The following is an 18,218-nucleotide window of genomic DNA, read 5'->3' on the forward strand; positions in this document are numbered from 1 at the left end:
TCGGTCATGACCGTATCTGAACAAATACCGACATACCATGAAACGTTTTTTCACGACCTTTTTTACGCTGGGTCTCATCGCGTCGCTGCTGACGGGCTGCATCATTAACGTTAATCCAGACGACAATTACAACCCGCAGGACGAACGCACGGCCACGTTCAACCTCACCGATTTCGACCGCCTGAACATGGGCAGCGCGTTTGCAATTACCGTGACGCAGGGTGCCAGCTTCGCTATCACGGCACGCGGCTACCGCAACGACGTCGACGACTTAAACGTATTTGTCCGAAACGGCGTACTAAATGCTGAATACCGGGTCAATCGCAACCGCCGATATAAAATGCAGTTTACAATTACGATGCCGACGTTGCGGGGCGTTGATTTCTCCGGGGCCAGCCAGTCGAACGTGTCGGGTTTTCGTAATCTCGCCGAGTTGAGCATTGCGTTATCGGGCGCATCGAAAGGCACGTTCGACGTGCAGGCAACCCGCACTGTTGTGAACTTGTCGGGCGCATCGGAAGGGCGGCTCAATGGCTCAGGAACAACATTGCAGGCTGATCTGGCCGGGGCATCCACCCTCCGCAGCTTCGATTACCCCACTACCGATGCCATACTGGACGTATCGGGCGCGAGTCAGGCCAACATAGCCGTTAGCCGCAATCTCAACGTAACGGCCTCTGGCGCCAGCACCGTCCGTTACCGGGGCAACCCCACCATCGAACAGCGGCTTTCAGGTGCCAGCACCGTAAGGCCGGAATGACGGGAGAATTTCTTGGTTTTATCGAATCACGGTACATCCATTATTGCAATATTTGTGATAATGGATGTATACATTTGCTTCAGTACTTTTTGAAAATCGCTATTATCATATTTCTCAGAAGTAGGTTTTAAAGAAGCTTTTTCTTCTTTCTTCCAAAAAAAGGTGTCGTAGATGTAATTCCAAAAGAGTCGAACATTCGGGTTTTGGCACAAACTCATTAGTTTCTCATCATTTGATTGATCCGCAAAGTCGCTACAGAAATTAATAAACTCAATAACCTCTTTAGCGTCGGCTGGTGATATACCCTTTATATCACTAAGTTTAGTATTGTCGATTATACGTATAATATTATCAAAATCTAAGAGTGTGTTTACCTCAAAAAATAGCTTTTCCTCTCTGATAGCTGTTGCCCATTTAAGTAAATTGTAAGAATCAAAAAGAGCTATTTTGTGCTGTATTACAGCATTAACTGCGTACTTAGTTTCGGAAAACAAGGCTACACTTTTATGATGATTTATTAAAATTTTCGTGTCGTTTGTAGATTCATCTACTGTAGAGTCATACCCCCATACTGTAAAATATAGGGTGCTGTTTAACTTAATGGCAACAAGCCACTGTTTGAATTTTGCGAGAGTACTCAACACTGAATTTTTATTGAATGCCCCGAATAATTATGTGCTTCACCTGCCATGTCGGGTTATCGAACTCGTCCAGAATGGCAATGAACCCCTCGTTACCCGACGAACCTATGTCAACCCGAAATACATATTCTTCCTGCTCAATGCGCTCAAAAGACAGCCAATGAATGTACCCCCTCCGACGGATACTATCCTGCTCAGCTTCATTATTCCAGCGTTCGCGAAAGGCGTATAGTTGATTTGTCAGCGACTCAATAACCGATGCATCATCCAGTTTTACATACAGTTCAAGGTCCGTTGTAGCCTGATCGACCTCTTCAACCAGCGTATAATTCAGTGTTAAACCGTAGCGTTGAGCCGCTGAATGAAGTAAAAAATCACCTACTGACGGTAAAATAGGCCGAATTAAGTGCGCCCACTTAAACACAATATCTTCTTTTTGAAGAATCCGGTCTGGCATTATAAGTTCGTTATTATGAACGCTATTCCATGAAATGATGCACTCGCCAGCGTAATTGTTCTCATAACGTGGACTTGCTTTCAGCCAAGCTTTATTGCTGACAATATCGTACGATAAGTCATCCTGAAACTCTATGAAGAGAAACTTCACATCAAATTCTTTTTTCGTCAATCGCGTATACTCTTCCCGAAGCCTTTTATCCATACATCTTAAAAATGAGTTGCTTGGCTTGTAGCGCGACTCAAAATCCCGCAACCATTTCAGATTCTGCTTTGACATGGAATCATTTTTTAAGAATGAGGGAATGAGCATCAGCTTGCAAGGTAAACCGAATGGGGTCGTTGCTGAAAGGGCGTATCGGTTTGCCAGCAACGGGGCGGGGAAGTTTTTCGGTAACGGCAGTTACTTTTTGACGGGTAGGGGGTATAGCTCCATGCGTGACAGCCAGAGACGAGTAAGCGAACAAGGTCAACAAGAGCGCGTTGGCAACATACGCGACGCGTTTGTAGAGATAGTACATAAATAGTTGGACAGATTTGAACCGCAAATGTATCTGAGGTCATGTGGTAAAATCAAATTTTTAGTAAAAACTTTTTTATAAATAAAATACTAACATATTTTAATACTTTATTTTTTCATATAATAAAGTATTAATTATCAGCGATATAGCCCCGTTCTAACGCAGGAAGCCCGGCTATTCACATAGCCGGGCTTCCTGCGTTAATGAAATTCCTGAGAGATTAATACCCCGGATTTTGCACCAACTTTTTGTTCGTGTCGATTTCGCGTTGCGGGATTGGCAAAACGAGGTTGTTGGCGTTGTAGGCAATGGTTCCGACCGTACCGGCAGTGCGCTTGATGTCGGCAAGTTGCTGCCCTTCAAAGCCCAACTCCAGCCGACGTTCCAGCAGCACATCGGCCAGCGTAACCGCCGTCAGGGGCGCAGCACCGGCACGGGCGCGAATCGCGTTCACATCAGCCAGCGGAGCCGCGCCTGTAGTAGCGTTCAGCCGCAGGTTGGCTTCGGCCCGCACGAGATACATCTCAGCCAGTCGAACCACCGGCACGTCGCCAAAGCGGTCGTTGAATTTGTTGGTGTATACTAAGTTGTTTATGGTAGTGAAGAACTGACCACGCACATCGGTAGCTCCGAACAATTGCCGGTATTTGGGCTGTACCCGAATATCGCCCCGGCCCTGGAAGCGGGCAGGTGCGTAATACGTGTTCAGCGCGTTGGTGCCGCCGGGGTTGGCCCCTTCCTGATCCGTGATAACGATTTTGAAAATCATCTCCGGGCTATTGTCGGTAAATACTGCTGCGTAGGTTGGAGCGAGCGTGAACGTACCTGATGTAATAACGCGGTTAGCGGCATCGCGGGCGGCTGCGAAGTTCTGCTGTTGCAGATAGACCCGCGCCAGCATAGCCTGAGCAGCTCCTTTCGTGGCAAAACCAAACCCATTGGCCTGTGTGGCAGGCAGCAGTTGCTCGGCTTTCGTCAGATCGTCAAGCACCTGCGCATACACTTCAGCCACGGTGTTGCGGGGGCGGCTGTCGGCATCGCCAACAGTGCCGGTTGGTGTCAGCACGAGTGGTACGCCCGGATTTTGAGCCGGGGTGCCGTCATTGAAACTCTTGCCAAACGCTTTGACGAGTTCAAAATACAGTGCTCCCCGAATGAACCGGGCCTGTCCTTCGTAACTGCCCCGGTTGGCCGTACCAACTTTATCCAAAGCGGCCAGCACATTGTTGGTTCGGTTGATGGTGTTGTAACCATCGAGCCAAAGGTCGCGGGCATCGAGGTTGGTGGTCGAAACGGTTTTACGCCAGATTTCGTCCAGCGTGGCAAACGTACCACCAAATATCACGTCGCGGTTATCGCCTAATAGTTCGGCCATGTACTGGATGCCACCGCCGTACAGGTTAACATCGCTAAGGCCGTCATATGCACCCGTCAGTGTAATACGAACGTCCTGCTCCGATGCCAACGCCTGCGAAGCATCAATTTGTTGCGTGGGCTGTACTTCTAAACGGCTGTTGCAGGCTGTTACCAGCAGTGCGCTCACACCGATTAGAAACCCGTATTTTTTGACTATATTCATTGTCGGGAAAATGTGTTTATCCAAAACGGAGTTGTCTTTAGAAACCAATGTTGATACCACCGATAATGGTCCGGGCCTGCGGAGCCGTGTAGAAATCGTAGCCCTGTGCAATGTTGGTCACAATGTCGTCGGCGTTTACTTCGGGGTCCCAGCCAGCATACTTCGTGAACGTCAGCAAGTTCTGACCCGTTACGAACAGCCGCACGTTGTTCAGCTTCGCCTTGTTGATAATCGTCTTGGGCAGATTATACGACAACGTTGCCGTGCGGAGCCGCACAAACGACCCATCCAGAATAAAGCGGCTTGAGGGTTGTGCTCCGTTGTTGAAGAACAACCGTGCTTCGGGTACGTCGGTATTGGTGTTAGTAGGCGTCCAGGCGTTCAACTGATTCACGGTCTGGTTGTCTTCAAAACGACCGTTGGCCGACGAGAAGCGACCTACGCCGTAGAAGTTGATGTCGTTGCCAAACACGCCGTTGAAGAACACACTCAACGATAAGCCTTTGTAGCTGAACGTGTTGGTTACGCCAGCCGTCCATTTCGGTAGTGGGCTGCCAACCACTACGCGCTGCGCCTGATTGTAGACGCTGGTGGTTGTTCGATCAACACCCGTTACGTTACCGTTCGCATCAACTATGTTCGTGTTTTTGTACCAAATTGCGTTGCCATTGGCGGGGTCAACACCGGCATACTCTGCTGTGAAGAACGCGCCCAGCGGCTGGCCTTCAACGGCCCGGCTCATGGCGTTCAGACCACCTTCGATGATCTGCCCTTGCAGGTTGGTGATGCGGTTGCGGTTCGTGGCTGCGTTCAGGCTTGTTGTCCAGCGGAAGGCGCCCGTCGTATTCTCGGTGTTCAGTACGAACTCAAAGCCTTTGTTTTCCAGTGCACCTACGTTACGGAACTGCGTGGCAAAACCTGTTGTACCCGGCACGTTCACGTCGAGTAATAAGCCACTCGTTTGCTTGTTGTAGTAATCGATTTCACCCGAAATCCGGTTGTTCAGCAAGCCAAAATCGACACCTACGTCGAATTGGTCGGTTGTTTCCCAGCGCAGGTTGGGGTTAGCCAACTGGAAAGGCCGCTGACCGGGCAAACCGGCGTAACCCGCATCGCCGTTGAACAGGCCCAACTGGGCAAAGTTTTGAATAACACCTGCCCGCTGAATCTCGGCATTACCCGTGCGGCCATAGCTGGCCCGCAGTTTGAGGAAGCTAACGGTACGGTTGTTTTTCAGGAAATTTTCTTCTGACAGCACCCAGCCAGCCGAAGCCGCCGGGAAGAAACCGTAGCGGCTATCGCGCCCAAACCGCGACGAACCGTCGATACGAGCACTCAGCCCCAGTAGATAACGGTCGTTGAATTTGTAGTTGGCACGGGCAAAATATGACAGGAATCGATAATCCAACTGCGTAGAAGTGGCGTTGGTTTTGCGGGCCGCGCTGATAATCATCCGGTACGCATCCGACGGGAAATCCTGCCCTTCGGCCAGACTCGTGCGTGTCTGCGACTGCTGATACGACATACCCAACACACCGTCGATGCCATGTCGACCAATGGTCGTGTTGTAATTGAAAAAGTTGTTGGTGGTGTAGTTTTCAACGCGGGCCGTGCGGTATGACCCTTCACCACCGGGGCTACCCGAGTTGCGCTGCGTTTTACTGTTGTAGTACAGTTCTTCGGTTTGATTCAATACGTCGAGACCAAACTCCGACCGGAACGTCAAGCCTTTCATGATCTGCAATTGACCATAAATATTGCTGATGTTGCGATACACAGTGGTGTTGAAGTACGAGTTGCCGATGTTAACAATCGGGTTGTAGTAGTACGGAATGCTGATGTCGCCCGGAGGAGTACCGGCTGGTAATCCGGTTGCGGGGTCGGTTGCGGGCGTCATCGGTGGTAGCGCGACCATCTGCATCGGGTTGTCGAACTGACGGTCGCCCGACAGTCGGTTGTTGAGCGTGCGGGCAAGGCCGGTGTTAAAACCAATCCGAAACCGATCCGATACGCGGTGGTCGAGGTTGACACGGCCCGAATAGCGGGTCAGCGCGTTACCAATCAGAATGCCTTTCTGGTCGAGCAACTGCCCCGATATGTAGAACGTGGTTTTATCGGTACCGCCGTTCAGATTGACGTCGTACTGCTGGAACGGTGCCTGCTGAAATGCCAGATCGCCCCAGTTGGTGCTGACTTGCTGAGGAGTGCCAAACGTGCCCAGCCCCTGCGTTACAAAAAAGTCTTCCATATACGCCGACGCCGAACTGGGGTCGCTGGTTGCCAGCCCGTCGATGCGGTCGGCGTTGGCGGCTGCCTGCCGGTAGAAATTTACGTACTGCTCTGTGTTCAGGAATTCTAATTTGCGGCTGGGTGTGCTCGAACCGTACTGCGCTCCGAAATTAACGTTCGTGCGCCCGGCGCGGCCTTTCTTAGTGGTAATCAGCACCACGCCGTTGGCTGCCCGCGATCCGTAGATAGCTCCTGCCGAGGCATCTTTCAGAATCTCGATACTCTCGATGTCCTGCGGGTTAATGTCTGACAGCGGGTTGGTTTCGGCAGCATTGAACGACAGGTTATCGGTCGTAACGGGCGTACCGTCTACTACATACAGTGGCTGGTTCGACGCCGATACTGACGACTGCCCCCGCACGCGCACCTGAATCCCCTGACCTAATTTGCCGCTGTTGTTTGTTACCTGCACCCCGGCGGCTTTACCCTGAATAGCCTGGTCGAAGCTCGTTACGGGCTGGTCCTGAATGTCGGCGGGTCGGATTTTGGCAATGTTACCCGTCAGTTCACGTTTGATCTGCTGACCGTAACCCGTTACAACGACTTCGTTGAGGTTACGCACGTCGGCCTGAAGCCGAATGTTGATGGTTGAACGCCCACCCACGCGCTCTTCGATGGGTGAAAAGCCAATAAAGCTAAAGACCAGCGTTGCGTCGTCGCTGACGGCAATCCGGTAATTGCCATCGGCATCGGTTAGTGTACCCTGCGTGCGGCCTTTTACCGTCACCGATACGCCCGGCAACCCGGCGTTGTCGTCGGCGGAGGTGACTTTGCCCGTAACAGTCTGGCCCTGGCCAAAGCTATCAAACGCAAGAGCGAGCCAGAACAGGAAACAAAAAAGTACTGGTTTTCTCATGGTAGTTGTGTTAATAATTGTTGAAAAGAATTGTAAAAGTACAAAAGTGGATTCGCAATTAAAAAAAGACTACGCGATGAAGCAGGAAACAGTCCTTTTCAAAAGCCAAAATTTACGTTTGTAGAAATGGGTTTGATTGCCTAAAAAAGCGGTTTGTTGCCATATTGGACACTGTTTGTAAAATAGTCTATGGGCGAACGGTTCTTTAAAAACTTATATTTCTCATATTAGCGTTCTAATGATTTTTTTCATGATTTATCTACGTCTAAATCACTTTGTAACTTCGCCGTTACTTTCTGTAGTATTGTTTGTCTCGTTCGCCTGCGGTTCGTCTCCATCTAATCCGGCACCAACTCCCGCGCCCATCAAAGCCGTCAAGCCGGCCTATACCGCCTGGGCAGTGGGCGACACTGCCGACGTGAAAACCCAGCCGCTGGGGGGTGTGGTACTGGCTGGAGGTGGCACCGATGTTGACGCGGCTATGCGGTGGTTTCTGCGCCGGTCGGGTGGGGGCGATGTGCTCATCATCCGTGCTACGGGTGGCGATGGCTACAACAGTTACCTGTACAATGAATTAGGCGAGCGGGTCAATTCGGTAGAAACCATTTTGGTGAACAATCGGGAGTTAGCCAGTAATGCCGACATTGTTCGGAAGGTACGCAATGCCGAAGCCATTTTCTTTGCCGGTGGCGATCAGGCCAACTACGTTAATTGCTACCAGAACACCCCATTGATAGACGCACTCAACGACCGCATTCGGGCTGGTATCGTGCTGGGCGGCACCAGTGCGGGCTGCGCCATTCTCGGTCAGCTTTATTTCTCGGCGAAAGAAGGCTCCGTTACTACCGATGAAGCTCTTGCCAATCCGTTCGATAAGCGCGTAGCACTGGGCAACAACGATTTTCTGAAACAGCCGTTGCTGGCAACGATTATAACCGATCAGCACTACAGCAACCGCAACCGACAGGGCCGACACGTAGCGTTTCTGGCGCGGGCCGTCACCGACTGGAATGTGGTTGCGCGTGGCATCGGCGTCGATGAGCAAACCGCCGTTTGTGTATCGCCCGAGGGCCGGGCTGTGGTTTTTGGTCGGGGCGAGGCTTATTTTCTGCAAGCTGCCGCCATCAGACCTGAACTTTGCGTAGCTGGTCAGCCACTTACGTGGAATGCCGATAAAAAGGCCGTGCGTGTCTGGACACTCGCTGGCTCTGCCGAAGGTACGCCCGGTTTTGATCTGACAAATTTTCAGCCAGTCGGCGAATTAAAACCGGTATTTTGGTATGTGGAGAGGGGCGTGTTGAAATAACTACCTCCTATAGCTAATAAATAGAATTTACTGATGGTGAATCAGTTAAACCTAAACTACCCGGCGATGTCATATGTTTATATGAAGCAACAGCTTCTAAACAACGACTATGAACCGCCTGTTTTTTCTTTTTCTCTTTCTGCTGCCGACGCCAGACCTATACGCGCAGGTTGTGCAATACACAACCGAACGCCCGCGCGTAGATGAAACGAACGATAGTAACGTTTCTATCAAGCGGGTCGAACTAACTGAGCAATACACCATTGTTTACATGCGATACAACCAGCCCAGAGAGCAATCGGGACGGGGTGTTTTCAGGCGTCCAAACGGTAGTTTATATCAGGAGGTGCCGGGGGGAAATATCGGTTTTCAACCATCAACACGGCTGTATGTAAATCAGGGCGAGCGATCATATAAACTACTTCGGGCCGAAAATATTCCATCTGACATTCGGCGGAAAGTAGCTCCTGGCGAACGGGTTGATTTCGTGGCGTATTTTGAGCGAATTACGCCGGGCTATACAACGTTTGATTTGTTTGAATGTCGGGACTACGTTGAGAATGAGTCCCGAATTACGTGCTTCAACTTCTGGGGTGTGCACATTATCAATCCTGCCCGCAAGCCGAAAGACGCTACTGCAAAACCGTTACCCCGCTCGCAGCCGCCCGTGGCAACCAAACCGGCCCCCCGCCCGGTTCCGCGCACAACGCCTGCCCCGGCCCCCGAAACGCCAAAGCCCGACGTAACACCCCTGCCAACGCCAGCGGCTGTTGCCATCAGTGGCGTTACGCGTGACGCCAAAACTAAACGCCCGATAGCTGCCACCGTCACATATCGACTGATTTCAGGTGCCGAAGCCGCTGGCGATAGTCCCGCCGACTCTACGCAGAGCGGTAGCCTGACGGGGCAATACCGTATTCCCGACGTGTCGCGGGGCGTATATGCCATAACAGTCTCAGCTAAAGGCTATTTCAGCCAAAGCGATACGCTGGCAACGAACCGCATTGACGTTACGCGCGATTTTGATCTTGTACCCATCGAAGCTGGAACGAAGATTACGCTGAAAAATATTTATTTCAACGTCTCGCGCTTCGACCTTAAACCCGAATCATACCCCGAACTCGACCGGTTAGTGACGATTTTGCAAACGAACTCAACCATGCAAATCCGGCTCGAAGGCCATACCGATACGGTTGGCGATTTCGACGCCAACGTAGAACTTTCGCGAAATCGGGTCAATGAAGTGAAGCGGTATTTAGTTAGCAAAGGCATTAGCGCGGGCCGAATCGACACCATCGGCTACGGCCCCTCGCGGCCCATCAACACCAACAAAAGCCTGAAAGAACGACCCGAGAACCGGCGCGTGGAACTGGTGATTGTGAAAGTTTGAGTTGTTTAAACGCAGAGGGAGCAGAGGTGTTCGCAGAGGCCACAGAGAAACTCTATGTTCTCTGCGAACACCTCTGCTCCCTCTGCGTTTAAACAAACATGAAGCCAAACTTCGACCTCAGCGTTGTTCTTGCCCGTATAGAAGACGCCATTAAGCCCTACCCCAAAGCCGCTATGTTCGAGTTGGCCGGTCGGGGCTATAACAGCCTGTTCGAGCAACTGATTTCGTGCATCGTTTCTATCCGCACGCTCGACGAAACCACTATCCCAGTCTCGCTGCGGCTGTTTGAGCAGGCCCGTACCCCCGAACAACTCCTCGCCCTCGACATCCCAACGCTCACGAGCCTGCTCTACGGCACCACGTATCCCGACCAGAAAGCGTATACCCTGCGCGGCATCGCCGAACGAATCGTCAACGAGTTTAACGGTACTCTCCCGGCTGATTTCGATACGCTCACATCGTTGAAAGGCGTAGGGCCAAAATGTGCCAACCTCGCCCTCGGTGTAGCAACCGGGCAGGCCGCCATCAGCGTCGATATCCACGTTCACCGCGTGGTAAACCGCTGGGGCTACGTGCCGACGAAGCAACCTGAGCAAACGCTGAAAATTCTCGAAAAGCAGGTTCCCCGCGAGCAATGGACTGACATCAATCGGCTGCTGATGCCTTTCGGTAAGCACATTTGTACGGGGACTTTACCGCACTGTTCCACCTGTCCCGTGCTGGAATTTTGTGAACAAGTTGGGGTGGAGCGGCACCGGTAGAAGCTGTAATAAAATACCGGCTGGCTCTTTCGTTCATCCGTTTATGCAGGCTTAATTGTCAAAGCAGTACAAACAAAAAATGGTACGCTATGACTAAGTCTATGAAAACCTCCATCACACGCTTGTTGCTACTGGCTGTAGTAGTAACGGCAGTCGTCGCTTTCTCTCCTGCTTCAGATACTAAAAAAGCACTGGAGACATTATCTGGTACATATGCCGATACCAAAGCCGTCGACTGGGGGCGGGGCACGTTTGGAACGCGGGTATTCACCTTCGACAAAGGCAGATGGTCGTTGCTGTTCACGCTGGCCCTGGACCCCCAGATGAAACAGCCCGTATTTGTGTTCCGCACGGTAGGCAGTTATAAGGTGCTGGAAAAATCAGCGACCGTTCCCGATGCTTACAATGCCCTGTTCATCGAAGATAAAAAGTGGGTTACGCTCAAGACCGCCGATAAGCAACTGGCGCAGGGCTTTGGGCTTGACCAGTGCGGCTTTGACATAGACAAGGAGAAAGATATTTCCCTGACAGGATGCTCTTTATGGAAACCAGTGGCCGAGTGCAACGAAGATCATGACCTGCTGGCACTGGATAAAGACGGCAAACTTTATTTCGGCCTGCGACCCGATGACAATAACATGTGTACAGCCGACAAACGCCCGGCCAGGTTGAATGTACCAGTAGTACATACACGCTAACCAAATGAAAATCAGGAGCCGTAGTATTTACCTGCGGCTCCTGGCTTAGTTAAAAACACTGCTTATCTATGCAAACGACCGATCTACAGCAAGAGACACTGGCGAAAGCCATGAACGGAAACATTAACGCATTCCAGGAGTTGTTCAGCGCATTCCAGAGCCAGTTAAAATCGTATTTGTACCGCCTGACGGCCAGCCGAAACGATGCCGATGACTTAACCCACGACGCGTTTATAAAAGCATACGATGAACTAAGCACATTTAAAGGACAATCGTCGCTCAAAACGTGGGTTTTTCAGATTGCAACAAACCTCGCTTATAATCAATTAAAGCGACAGAAACGCTGGACGCCCGATGTCATGGAGCAGGCCAAGAACCTCGTTGTCAATAGCAAAGAGATGCAGGCTCTCATTGGAAAAGTGAGCGAAACCGCATCAGATGCACGGTATGATATGAAAGAGCACATCGATACCTGCTTCACCTGCATGGCTAAAAACCTGCCGATTGAAAATCAGATTGCGTTGATTCTGAAAGACGTGTACGACTTTTCGGTCGCAGACATTTGTTTGATTCTGGATAAAACCGAGGGCATCGTCAAGTATTTGTTGCAGGATGGCCGGAATACGCTGATGGATATTTTTGACAATCGCTGCGCACTCATTCATAAAAATGGTGTTTGCAACCAATGCTCCGAACTGAACGGCTGGTTTAATCCCAAAGAAAATCAGCAGCAGGCATTGATGAAACTTGACCTGGTGAGAGGGTCTAAAAAATTTAACCGCGAAGAGTTGTATGTGATGCGGTCGAAGCTGGTCAGTGCACTTGACCCATTACGTTCACCGGGGGCCGATCTACAGGAACTATTGGTAAAGTGCAATCGGGTAGCTATGCAGGAATTAACTACGCTTGTTTAGTATTCAAGTGATTGATAACCAATTAGAAGACAACCATGAAAAACAAGTTCAACTTTCGCCTGCGCCGAGATTGCTCATTACCGACCCAGACACTCGACCAATTGTCGATAGAAGCCTTGAAACGCCGAAAAACAGCCGCTGAAGAAATGCTGCTTGTTGTAAGCTTACTGGCCCTCTCTGTAATTGTGATGGCCGTTTGGTCCGGGCTCTATCCGCTGGTTCTATGTACGTTTGGTATGCAACCAGCGTTCTCGGACTACCTCACCAAACGCAAGGCCATTATCAATCAGCTTAACCGACGATCAGCTTGAGCAGTCAGCTACCCCCGACTAAAGCCGGGAGCTTGTGCCTGAGTGGTTAGACTACGCGTCCCGGACTCGACACCATAGGCTATCTGACCAAGCCCACTGTTTTTAATGTTTTGCGACGCATTGTAATCCGCATTAGCCGAATGACCACACGACCGACATACAAACTCCGATTGCGACTTTCGGTTTGCCTTCTCGCAGTGTCCGCACTGGCTACACGTGCGGGACGTGTTGCGCGGGTCAATCAGCAGTACGGCCACACCCGACAAGGTAGCCTTATAGCCAATGAAGCGACGAAGCTGGTAGAAAGCCCAATTGGCATGTTTAGCCCGTTGCCATTGGCGCAACCGTTTCTCATCCTTTCTAACGTTTTTGGAAATCCCTGTCAGGTCTTCCAGAACGATAGCCCGGTTAGATGCCTTAGCCTTCGATACAAGGAACTTGGAAATGCAATGATTCGTGTCTTTCTGGAATTTAGATTGCTTTTTGGAAAGGTGTTTCAGCCTGCGTTTAGCCGACTTCGTGCCGACGCTTTGCAGAACGCCCCGGCGTTTGGCGTACCACTGACGGGTCGCTTCTACGTTGGCCCCGCTAAAGGTTTGCCCGTCTGAATCGGTAGCCAGCGTTACGATACCCAAATCAACGCCCAAAGCGTCAACAATTTCACCACCCGGCCGGTCCGCCGGTGCGGTGGATTCGCCTTCTTCGTCGGGTATATCACAGGTTGCCAACAGATACCACTTTCCCTTTATGAAAGCAAGGTCAGATTCGCCCTGTTGATAGTGCAAGAGTTTTTCGTGGTGCTGACCAACGGCGTAGGTAATGGTTTTGCGCCCTTCGACCGTCCAGATCGACACCGTTTTGCGGTCGGTACGATAAGACAGAATCCGACTATCGAACGCAATCGCTCCGGTTGGGCGGTAGCTAATCTGGGTCAGGCTCCGTTTCTTGTCTGGCTCACAGGTGGCATTGTGGTTACGTATCTGGGCTTTCAGCGTCTTGTACGAGTCAGCGACTTTAGCCAGACAGCGAATCACAAACTGAGCCGACAAACCAAACTCTTCTTTCAGCCTGTAGTAAAGAACCTTCTGGATTTCCTGACTGCGAAACACCTTTTGCTCAAAGGCATAGGCACTAACCAGATTACAGGCTTCATTACCCCGTTCGAGGGTCAGCCGCAAGGCCGTTGCCTGTTGAGGGGTAGGTAAAAGCCGTATCTGTGCTGTTAGTTTCATTACCCAAATATACAAAAACAATCATTCAAATGAAAGCAAAAACACAGAAAAAGTTAGCCGGTACGCCGGAGCGGGCTTTCCTCCCCCGCCTAAGGGCGGGAGCATCCAGCCACTTTTACCCGTGAAACAGGTTCATCGAAGTCGCCCACTAATCATAATTGCCAGCACTCTAATACTGAAGACAGTCTGTAAGACCGGGCATGTATCTTTTCAACAATGTAAACCGTTGGATCTCTATTAACGGTTAGTTCGGGCAGTTCTATCGGCTCTATAATCAACGGCCCGTACCTCATCGGCGTTCACTGTGTCAACGCCTACCGTGTGGCCGTTGGCCGGTCCGCGCGTCAGGCCGCTAAACGTTCGGCTGTGGGTTGTCAGGCATTTGCACCACTAAACCGAACTGATTGAGCAGTACGTCTAACTGCCCCACGTACTTTGTTCGTAATTCAGCGTATTGCTTAATGGCTAACCTATCGGGGTTTTGGTAGGCTTCATGCCGTTGAATCGACTGATTCAGCCGCTCAATCATCTCCAATAAGTGTTCTATAAGTTCGGCCCGTTCGTGCGGGGTTGTTGGCATGTCGTCTAAAATATCCTCTACTTGCATAGCTCAACTGATTTACGCAGCCATACGCGGCATATGCAATTCACCTGTTAACCCGATACTCCACAGGAGTTTATTGAGTTCACGCACGTACTTATCACGTCGGGCGGTAAATTCTTCAACGGCCAACGGGTCGGTGTCAGCACTGGCCCGACGTTGCTCAATAACCCGGTTTAGATGGTCGATTCGGTCGAACAAGCCCGCTACCAAATCGGCGCGGTCGTCGGCGTTCAGTTCGTCGTTCATGGTTCAAAAGTCAAGTTCTATCAGTCCTTTGTGTCTGGGTTTGCGGCCTACGGTGCGCGTCCAGTCAAAGAGCCATTCAACCCGGTTACTTTCAAAATCAAAACGTAGGCGGTGGCCTACGGGATACACCCGCACAAAGTAGGCATCAACCAGCATAGGCCGTTGCATACGGTATGCCTGTTTCAGTTCGTCAATTTCCCGTTCGTGTTGACTGTACAAATCAGCATCTACAAACGTCAGTACATCTATGTCGTTGGGGTCACGTTTGCGACTCACGAAACTCCCGTCTATCCACTGCGTAAACCCGCCCGGTAAGAGCGTCAGCAATCGGTCGGTATAAGCTCGATATTGCTCAAATAGGGCTTGGCGCGTGGTCGAGTTGGCAAACTCTGTGACAAACACCCGCTCCAATGTGTTAATATCGGTTTTATGGGTTGATACGGCTTCTGAAATCCGTTTTCGTCAAATTCTAACATTAGGTTCGTTGTGCCAGCATTGCACAGCCTTGTGGCGTAATCATATTACGTCACAAGGTAACTAATTGTGGTCCCGACGGGAATCGAACCCATATCAAACGTTTAGGAAACGTCTATTCTATCCGTTGAACTACGGGACCAAAAGTAGAGACGCAATGACCAAAAAGTAGAGACGCAAAATCTTGCGTCTCTACCGGTGCGATTACAAAATTGCCGAAAAACCCTTACTCTGCCAAACCGTCGCCGTATTCGGCGGCTTCGCTGAGGGGTACGTTTACCCAGTTTGGATAAATGTAGAAGTGCTTTTCCTTCACTAACCAGTACAGTAACTCGCGCAGTTCGCTTACGTTCTCGCCGGTTTGGGCCGAAATAAACGCTACATGGTCGGCTTTCTGGCGTAAATACGTGTTTTTCAGGTACTCCAGCGCAGTTCTCCGACGCACGGCCATCGGCACCAGCACCTCGCCATCGTTGGGCGAAGCGGTCAGCAGGTCGTCGGAGTCGTCGTTGGTCAGATCGGGTTTGTCGAGCCATTGCTCTTTCGGAACAAACTGATCCATCTTGTTAAAGACCAGAACCACCGGTTTATCGGCGGCTTTGATGTCGGCCAGCGTACTATTTACCACTTCGATCTGCTCCTCAAAGTTCGGGTGCGAGACATCCACGACGTGTACCAGAATATCGGCCTCGCGCACTTCGTCGAGCGTCGATTTAAAGGCTTCGATGAGCGTAGTCGGTAGCTTGCGGATGAACCCAACGGTATCGGTCAGCAGAAACGGAATGTTGCCCAGCGTCACTTTCCGCACCGTCGAATCAACCGTAGCGAAGAGTTTGTTTTCGGCAAACACGTCGGTCTTTGCCATCGTGCGCATCAGCGTCGATTTGCCCACGTTGGTGTATCCCACGAGTGCCACGCGCACGAGCCGGTCGCGTTCTTTCCGGCGCGTAACGCTCTGCTTGTCGATCTTGGCGAGTTTTTCGCGCAGAAACGCAATCCGGTCTTTCACGATCCGGCGGTCGGTTTCGAGTTCTTTCTCACCCGGACCACGCATTCCGGTTCCGCCTTTCTGGCGGCTCAGGTGCGTCCACATGCGTGTCAGGCGGGGGTAGAGGTACTGGTATTGTGCCAGTTCGACCTGTACGCGCGACTGTGCTGTTTGCGCCCGCATCGAGAAAATATTCAGGATAAGCAGGCTCCGGTCCAACACTTTGATTTCTTTGAACTCGGCTTCGAGGTTCCGCACCTGTGCAGGCGTCAGGTCGTCGTCAAAGATGATGGTATCAACCGGATTATCGAGAATAAACGTCTGAATCTCTTCCAGTTTACCCTTGCCCACAAACGTGCGGGTATCGGGTCGGTCGAGTTTTTGGGTGAACGCTTTTTTCGTTACAACGCCCGACGTTTCAGCCAGAAACGCCAGTTCGTCTATATATTCCTTTGTCTGCTCGGCGGTCTGCTTTTGCGTAATGAGCGCGACCAGCACGGCAGTTTCAGGTTGTTTATGGGTGTCGATCATACATGATTTTTGTTGATAACAAGGTTTTCATTCCCAAGTCGCGCAGACTTGGGAATGAAAGACCCGTAATGAATAAAACTTACACGTTTGGGTAAAAGTTCTACCCCGCTACACCTGCACTAATTTCCAGCGGCCCCGACGAAAAATCAGCACGGCCAGCACCGCCAGCAGGGTTTCGCTGAAGGCTACCGCCCAGAAAACGCCCTGTGGACCGTAGCCCAACTGTTCGGCCAGCAGGTAGGCCAACGGAATTTCGATGGCCCAGAAACATACGATGTTAATCAGCGTTGGCGTTCGGGTGTCGCCTGCGCCGTTAAACGCCTGACTCACAACCATGCCATAGGCAAAAGCCACGTAGCCTAAGCAGAACACCCGCAGGCATTGTACCGCTACAGCCACCACGCGGGCGTCGCGGTCGAAGATACCCACAATTTCGGCAGCACCGATGTAGAAACCGATACCTACCAGCAGCAGAAACACCATGTTACAGAAAGCCGCCCGCCACACTGAGGTTTCGGCCCGGTCGGGCTGGCCCGCGCCGAGGTTTTGGCCTACCAGCGTAGCGGCTGCGTTTGCCATGCCCCACGACGGCAGAATGGTGAACACCAGAATGCGGATGGCGATGGTATAGCCCGCCACCACTTCGCTGCCAAACGTTGAAACCAATCGTGTCAGGAACACCCAACTGGCCGAGCCAATCAGGAATTGCCCGGTGCCACCAGCCGCCACACTTAGCAGATTACGAATCACGCCGAGGTCAGGTGCCAGATCAGATTGGCGTACCTGCACAATACCGCCCGCCCGAACCAGTGCATAAAGCTGAAACAACACGCCTGCACTGCGCCCAATGGTTGTTGCCACCGCCGAACCCAGAACGCCTAAAGCAGGTATGGGGCCAAAACCGAAGATAAACACCGGACACAGTATAATGTTGACGCCATTGGCCAACCATAACGACCGCATTGCCATCGACGCTTCGCCTGCGCCCCGCAAACAGCCGCTTAGCGTATGGAGCAGGATAATGGCCGGAGCCGATGCGAAGATCATGTAGGTATAACCCACACCGTTTGCAATCAACCGGTCGGAGCCACCCATTAGCCGGAGAATGTCTTCGGCAAAAAAGAAACCCGGCAAGCCCAGCAGTAGTGCCATTGTCAACGACACAACAATCACCTGCCCGATGGTGTGGCTGGCCTCCTGCCGATTGTCTTCGCCCACGCGCCGGGATACCAACGCCGTAGCCGCCGTGCTCAGGCCAATAGCGACCGAGTACACAATCGTCAGAACAGACTCGGTCAGGCCGACCGTAGCGATGGCGTCGGTGCCGATTTTCGCTACGAAAAACACATCGACAATGGCGAACAGCGATTCCATGACCATTTCGAGAATCATCGGAACCGAAAGCAGGAAAATAGCCCGGTTGATGCTGCCGGACGTAAAATTGGTTTCCGTACCGCGCAATGCAGCCAGAAATAACCGAAAAAATCGGGTCATTGGAAGAGGGTGAATACGGCCTGCCATCAAACGATACCTCGCTTAAATTGCCTGCCAGCTATAATGAAATAGGAAAAATGCCACCCGAAGGAGTTGTGTGGCGAAGGAAGAGAAGAAGACCCCCGTAGGGTCTTAGGCAATGAACTTCATGGGCGTTGGCTAACCGC

17 protein-coding genes and 1 tRNA gene are annotated in these 18,218 nt (G+C 51.4%); 7 read left to right on the top strand and 11 right to left on the bottom strand.

All coding sequences use genetic code 11. From position 1 onward, the window contains the following. Nucleotides 1–37 precede the first annotated feature (37 nt). Complete coding sequence (locus AWR27_RS24400) at nucleotides 38–760, top strand: head GIN domain-containing protein (RefSeq protein WP_077133596.1); 723 nt, start codon at nucleotides 38–40, stop codon at nucleotides 758–760. A 26-nt stretch (nucleotides 761–786) separates the two neighbouring features. On the opposite strand, the gene AWR27_RS24405 is transcribed toward AWR27_RS24400, so the two are convergent. The 4 genes from AWR27_RS24405 to AWR27_RS24425 all read right to left on the bottom strand — a co-directional run bounded on the left by AWR27_RS24405 (nucleotide 787) and on the right by AWR27_RS24425 (nucleotide 7,102). Beyond that, nucleotides 787–1,401, bottom strand: a complete 615-nt coding sequence (locus AWR27_RS24405) for a hypothetical protein (RefSeq protein WP_077133597.1) — start codon at nucleotides 1,399–1,401, stop codon at nucleotides 787–789. Nucleotides 1,402–1,411: 10 nt separating this feature from the next. Beyond that, nucleotides 1,412–1,858, bottom strand: coding sequence for a hypothetical protein (locus tag AWR27_RS24410; RefSeq protein WP_157579299.1), 447 nt, complete (start codon nucleotides 1,856–1,858; stop codon nucleotides 1,412–1,414). Between the two features lie 740 nt (nucleotides 1,859–2,598). Beyond that, nucleotides 2,599–3,957, bottom strand: coding sequence for a RagB/SusD family nutrient uptake outer membrane protein (locus AWR27_RS24420; RefSeq protein ID WP_077133600.1), 1,359 nt, complete (start codon nucleotides 3,955–3,957; stop codon nucleotides 2,599–2,601). 37 nt (nucleotides 3,958–3,994) lie between these two features. Continuing rightward, on the bottom strand, nucleotides 3,995–7,102 hold the full coding sequence (locus AWR27_RS24425) for a SusC/RagA family TonB-linked outer membrane protein (RefSeq protein WP_077133601.1): 3,108 nt from the start codon (nucleotides 7,100–7,102) through the stop codon (nucleotides 3,995–3,997). A gap of 250 nt (nucleotides 7,103–7,352) precedes the next feature. Between AWR27_RS24425 and AWR27_RS24430 the strand changes: the two genes are divergently transcribed. From AWR27_RS24430 to AWR27_RS24455, 6 genes are all read left to right on the top strand, one after another. Then, complete coding sequence (locus AWR27_RS24430) at nucleotides 7,353–8,408, top strand: cyanophycinase (RefSeq protein ID WP_198045077.1); 1,056 nt, start codon at nucleotides 7,353–7,355, stop codon at nucleotides 8,406–8,408. Between the two features lie 109 nt (nucleotides 8,409–8,517). After that, entirely contained in the window at nucleotides 8,518–9,798 is a 1,281-nt protein-coding gene (locus AWR27_RS24435; protein WP_077133603.1) for an OmpA family protein, read from the top strand. A 98-nt stretch (nucleotides 9,799–9,896) separates the two neighbouring features. Beyond that, a complete protein-coding gene (locus tag AWR27_RS24440) occupies nucleotides 9,897–10,559 on the top strand; it encodes an endonuclease III domain-containing protein (RefSeq protein ID WP_077133604.1) in 663 nt (220 codons plus the stop codon). Between the two features lie 101 nt (nucleotides 10,560–10,660). After that, nucleotides 10,661–11,257, top strand: coding sequence for a hypothetical protein (locus AWR27_RS24445; RefSeq protein ID WP_077133605.1), 597 nt, complete (start codon nucleotides 10,661–10,663; stop codon nucleotides 11,255–11,257). A 68-nt stretch (nucleotides 11,258–11,325) separates the two neighbouring features. Then, entirely contained in the window at nucleotides 11,326–12,171 is an 846-nt protein-coding gene (locus AWR27_RS24450; RefSeq protein ID WP_077133606.1) for an RNA polymerase sigma factor, read from the top strand. Between the two features lie 35 nt (nucleotides 12,172–12,206). Continuing rightward, the gene (locus AWR27_RS24455) at nucleotides 12,207–12,482 is read left to right on the top strand and encodes a hypothetical protein (RefSeq protein WP_077133607.1); all 276 of its coding nucleotides are present in this window, start codon (nucleotides 12,207–12,209) and stop codon (nucleotides 12,480–12,482) included. An 8-nt stretch (nucleotides 12,483–12,490) separates the two neighbouring features. Here the strand turns inward: AWR27_RS24455 and AWR27_RS24460 are convergent, their stop codons facing one another. The 7 genes from AWR27_RS24460 to AWR27_RS24490 form a co-directional block, all read right to left on the bottom strand. Continuing rightward, a complete protein-coding gene (locus AWR27_RS24460) occupies nucleotides 12,491–13,714 on the bottom strand; it encodes an RNA-guided endonuclease InsQ/TnpB family protein (protein ID WP_077134184.1) in 1,224 nt (407 codons plus the stop codon). A gap of 352 nt (nucleotides 13,715–14,066) precedes the next feature. Further along, nucleotides 14,067–14,321 (bottom strand): hypothetical protein, encoded by a 255-nt coding sequence (locus AWR27_RS24465; protein WP_077133608.1) that lies wholly within the window; start codon nucleotides 14,319–14,321, stop codon nucleotides 14,067–14,069. A gap of 12 nt (nucleotides 14,322–14,333) precedes the next feature. Beyond that, complete coding sequence (locus AWR27_RS24470) at nucleotides 14,334–14,564, bottom strand: hypothetical protein (RefSeq protein ID WP_077133609.1); 231 nt, start codon at nucleotides 14,562–14,564, stop codon at nucleotides 14,334–14,336. Between the two features lie 3 nt (nucleotides 14,565–14,567). Further along, complete coding sequence (locus AWR27_RS24475) at nucleotides 14,568–15,017, bottom strand: DUF6932 family protein (RefSeq protein WP_418346647.1); 450 nt, start codon at nucleotides 15,015–15,017, stop codon at nucleotides 14,568–14,570. Nucleotides 15,018–15,108: 91 nt separating this feature from the next. Beyond that, nucleotides 15,109–15,180 (bottom strand) — tRNA-Arg (locus AWR27_RS24480). 84 nt (nucleotides 15,181–15,264) lie between these two features. Next, the gene (gene hflX / locus AWR27_RS24485; protein WP_077133611.1) at nucleotides 15,265–16,557 is read right to left on the bottom strand and encodes a GTPase HflX; all 1,293 of its coding nucleotides are present in this window, start codon (nucleotides 16,555–16,557) and stop codon (nucleotides 15,265–15,267) included. A gap of 108 nt (nucleotides 16,558–16,665) precedes the next feature. Continuing rightward, nucleotides 16,666–18,051: an MATE family efflux transporter gene (locus AWR27_RS24490; RefSeq protein ID WP_077133612.1), complete on the bottom strand. Its 1,386-nt coding sequence runs from the start codon at nucleotides 18,049–18,051 to the stop codon at nucleotides 16,666–16,668. Nucleotides 18,052–18,218: the final 167 nt, after the last annotated feature.

The sequence above is a fragment of the Spirosoma montaniterrae genome (assembly GCF_001988955.1).
Taxonomy (GTDB): Bacteria; Bacteroidota; Bacteroidia; order Cytophagales; family Spirosomataceae; genus Spirosoma; species Spirosoma montaniterrae.

Excerpts from the sequence above, each read along its gene's own strand:
- AWR27_RS24490 (WP_077133612.1), bottom strand. The coding sequence starts at position 18,051 with ATGACCCGATTTTTTCGGTTATTTCTGGCTGCATTGCGCGGTACGGAA.
- AWR27_RS24445 (WP_077133605.1), top strand. The coding sequence starts at position 10,661 with ATGAAAACCTCCATCACACGCTTGTTGCTACTGGCTGTAGTAGTAACG.
- AWR27_RS24425 (WP_077133601.1), bottom strand. The coding sequence starts at position 7,102 with ATGAGAAAACCAGTACTTTTTTGTTTCCTGTTCTGGCTCGCTCTTGCG.
- AWR27_RS24430 (WP_198045077.1), top strand. The coding sequence starts at position 7,353 with ATGATTTATCTACGTCTAAATCACTTTGTAACTTCGCCGTTACTTTCT.
- AWR27_RS24455 (WP_077133607.1), top strand. The coding sequence starts at position 12,207 with ATGAAAAACAAGTTCAACTTTCGCCTGCGCCGAGATTGCTCATTACCG.
- AWR27_RS24450 (WP_077133606.1), top strand. The coding sequence starts at position 11,326 with ATGCAAACGACCGATCTACAGCAAGAGACACTGGCGAAAGCCATGAAC.
- AWR27_RS24470 (WP_077133609.1), bottom strand. The coding sequence starts at position 14,564 with ATGAACGACGAACTGAACGCCGACGACCGCGCCGATTTGGTAGCGGGC.
- AWR27_RS24410 (WP_157579299.1), bottom strand. The coding sequence starts at position 1,858 with ATGCCAGACCGGATTCTTCAAAAAGAAGATATTGTGTTTAAGTGGGCG.
- hflX (WP_077133611.1), bottom strand. The coding sequence starts at position 16,557 with ATGATCGACACCCATAAACAACCTGAAACTGCCGTGCTGGTCGCGCTC.
- AWR27_RS24460 (WP_077134184.1), bottom strand. The coding sequence starts at position 13,714 with ATGAAACTAACAGCACAGATACGGCTTTTACCTACCCCTCAACAGGCA.
- AWR27_RS24465 (WP_077133608.1), bottom strand. The coding sequence starts at position 14,321 with ATGCAAGTAGAGGATATTTTAGACGACATGCCAACAACCCCGCACGAA.
- AWR27_RS24435 (WP_077133603.1), top strand. The coding sequence starts at position 8,518 with ATGAACCGCCTGTTTTTTCTTTTTCTCTTTCTGCTGCCGACGCCAGAC.
- AWR27_RS24440 (WP_077133604.1), top strand. The coding sequence starts at position 9,897 with ATGAAGCCAAACTTCGACCTCAGCGTTGTTCTTGCCCGTATAGAAGAC.
- AWR27_RS24400 (WP_077133596.1), top strand. The coding sequence starts at position 38 with ATGAAACGTTTTTTCACGACCTTTTTTACGCTGGGTCTCATCGCGTCG.
- AWR27_RS24420 (WP_077133600.1), bottom strand. The coding sequence starts at position 3,957 with ATGAATATAGTCAAAAAATACGGGTTTCTAATCGGTGTGAGCGCACTG.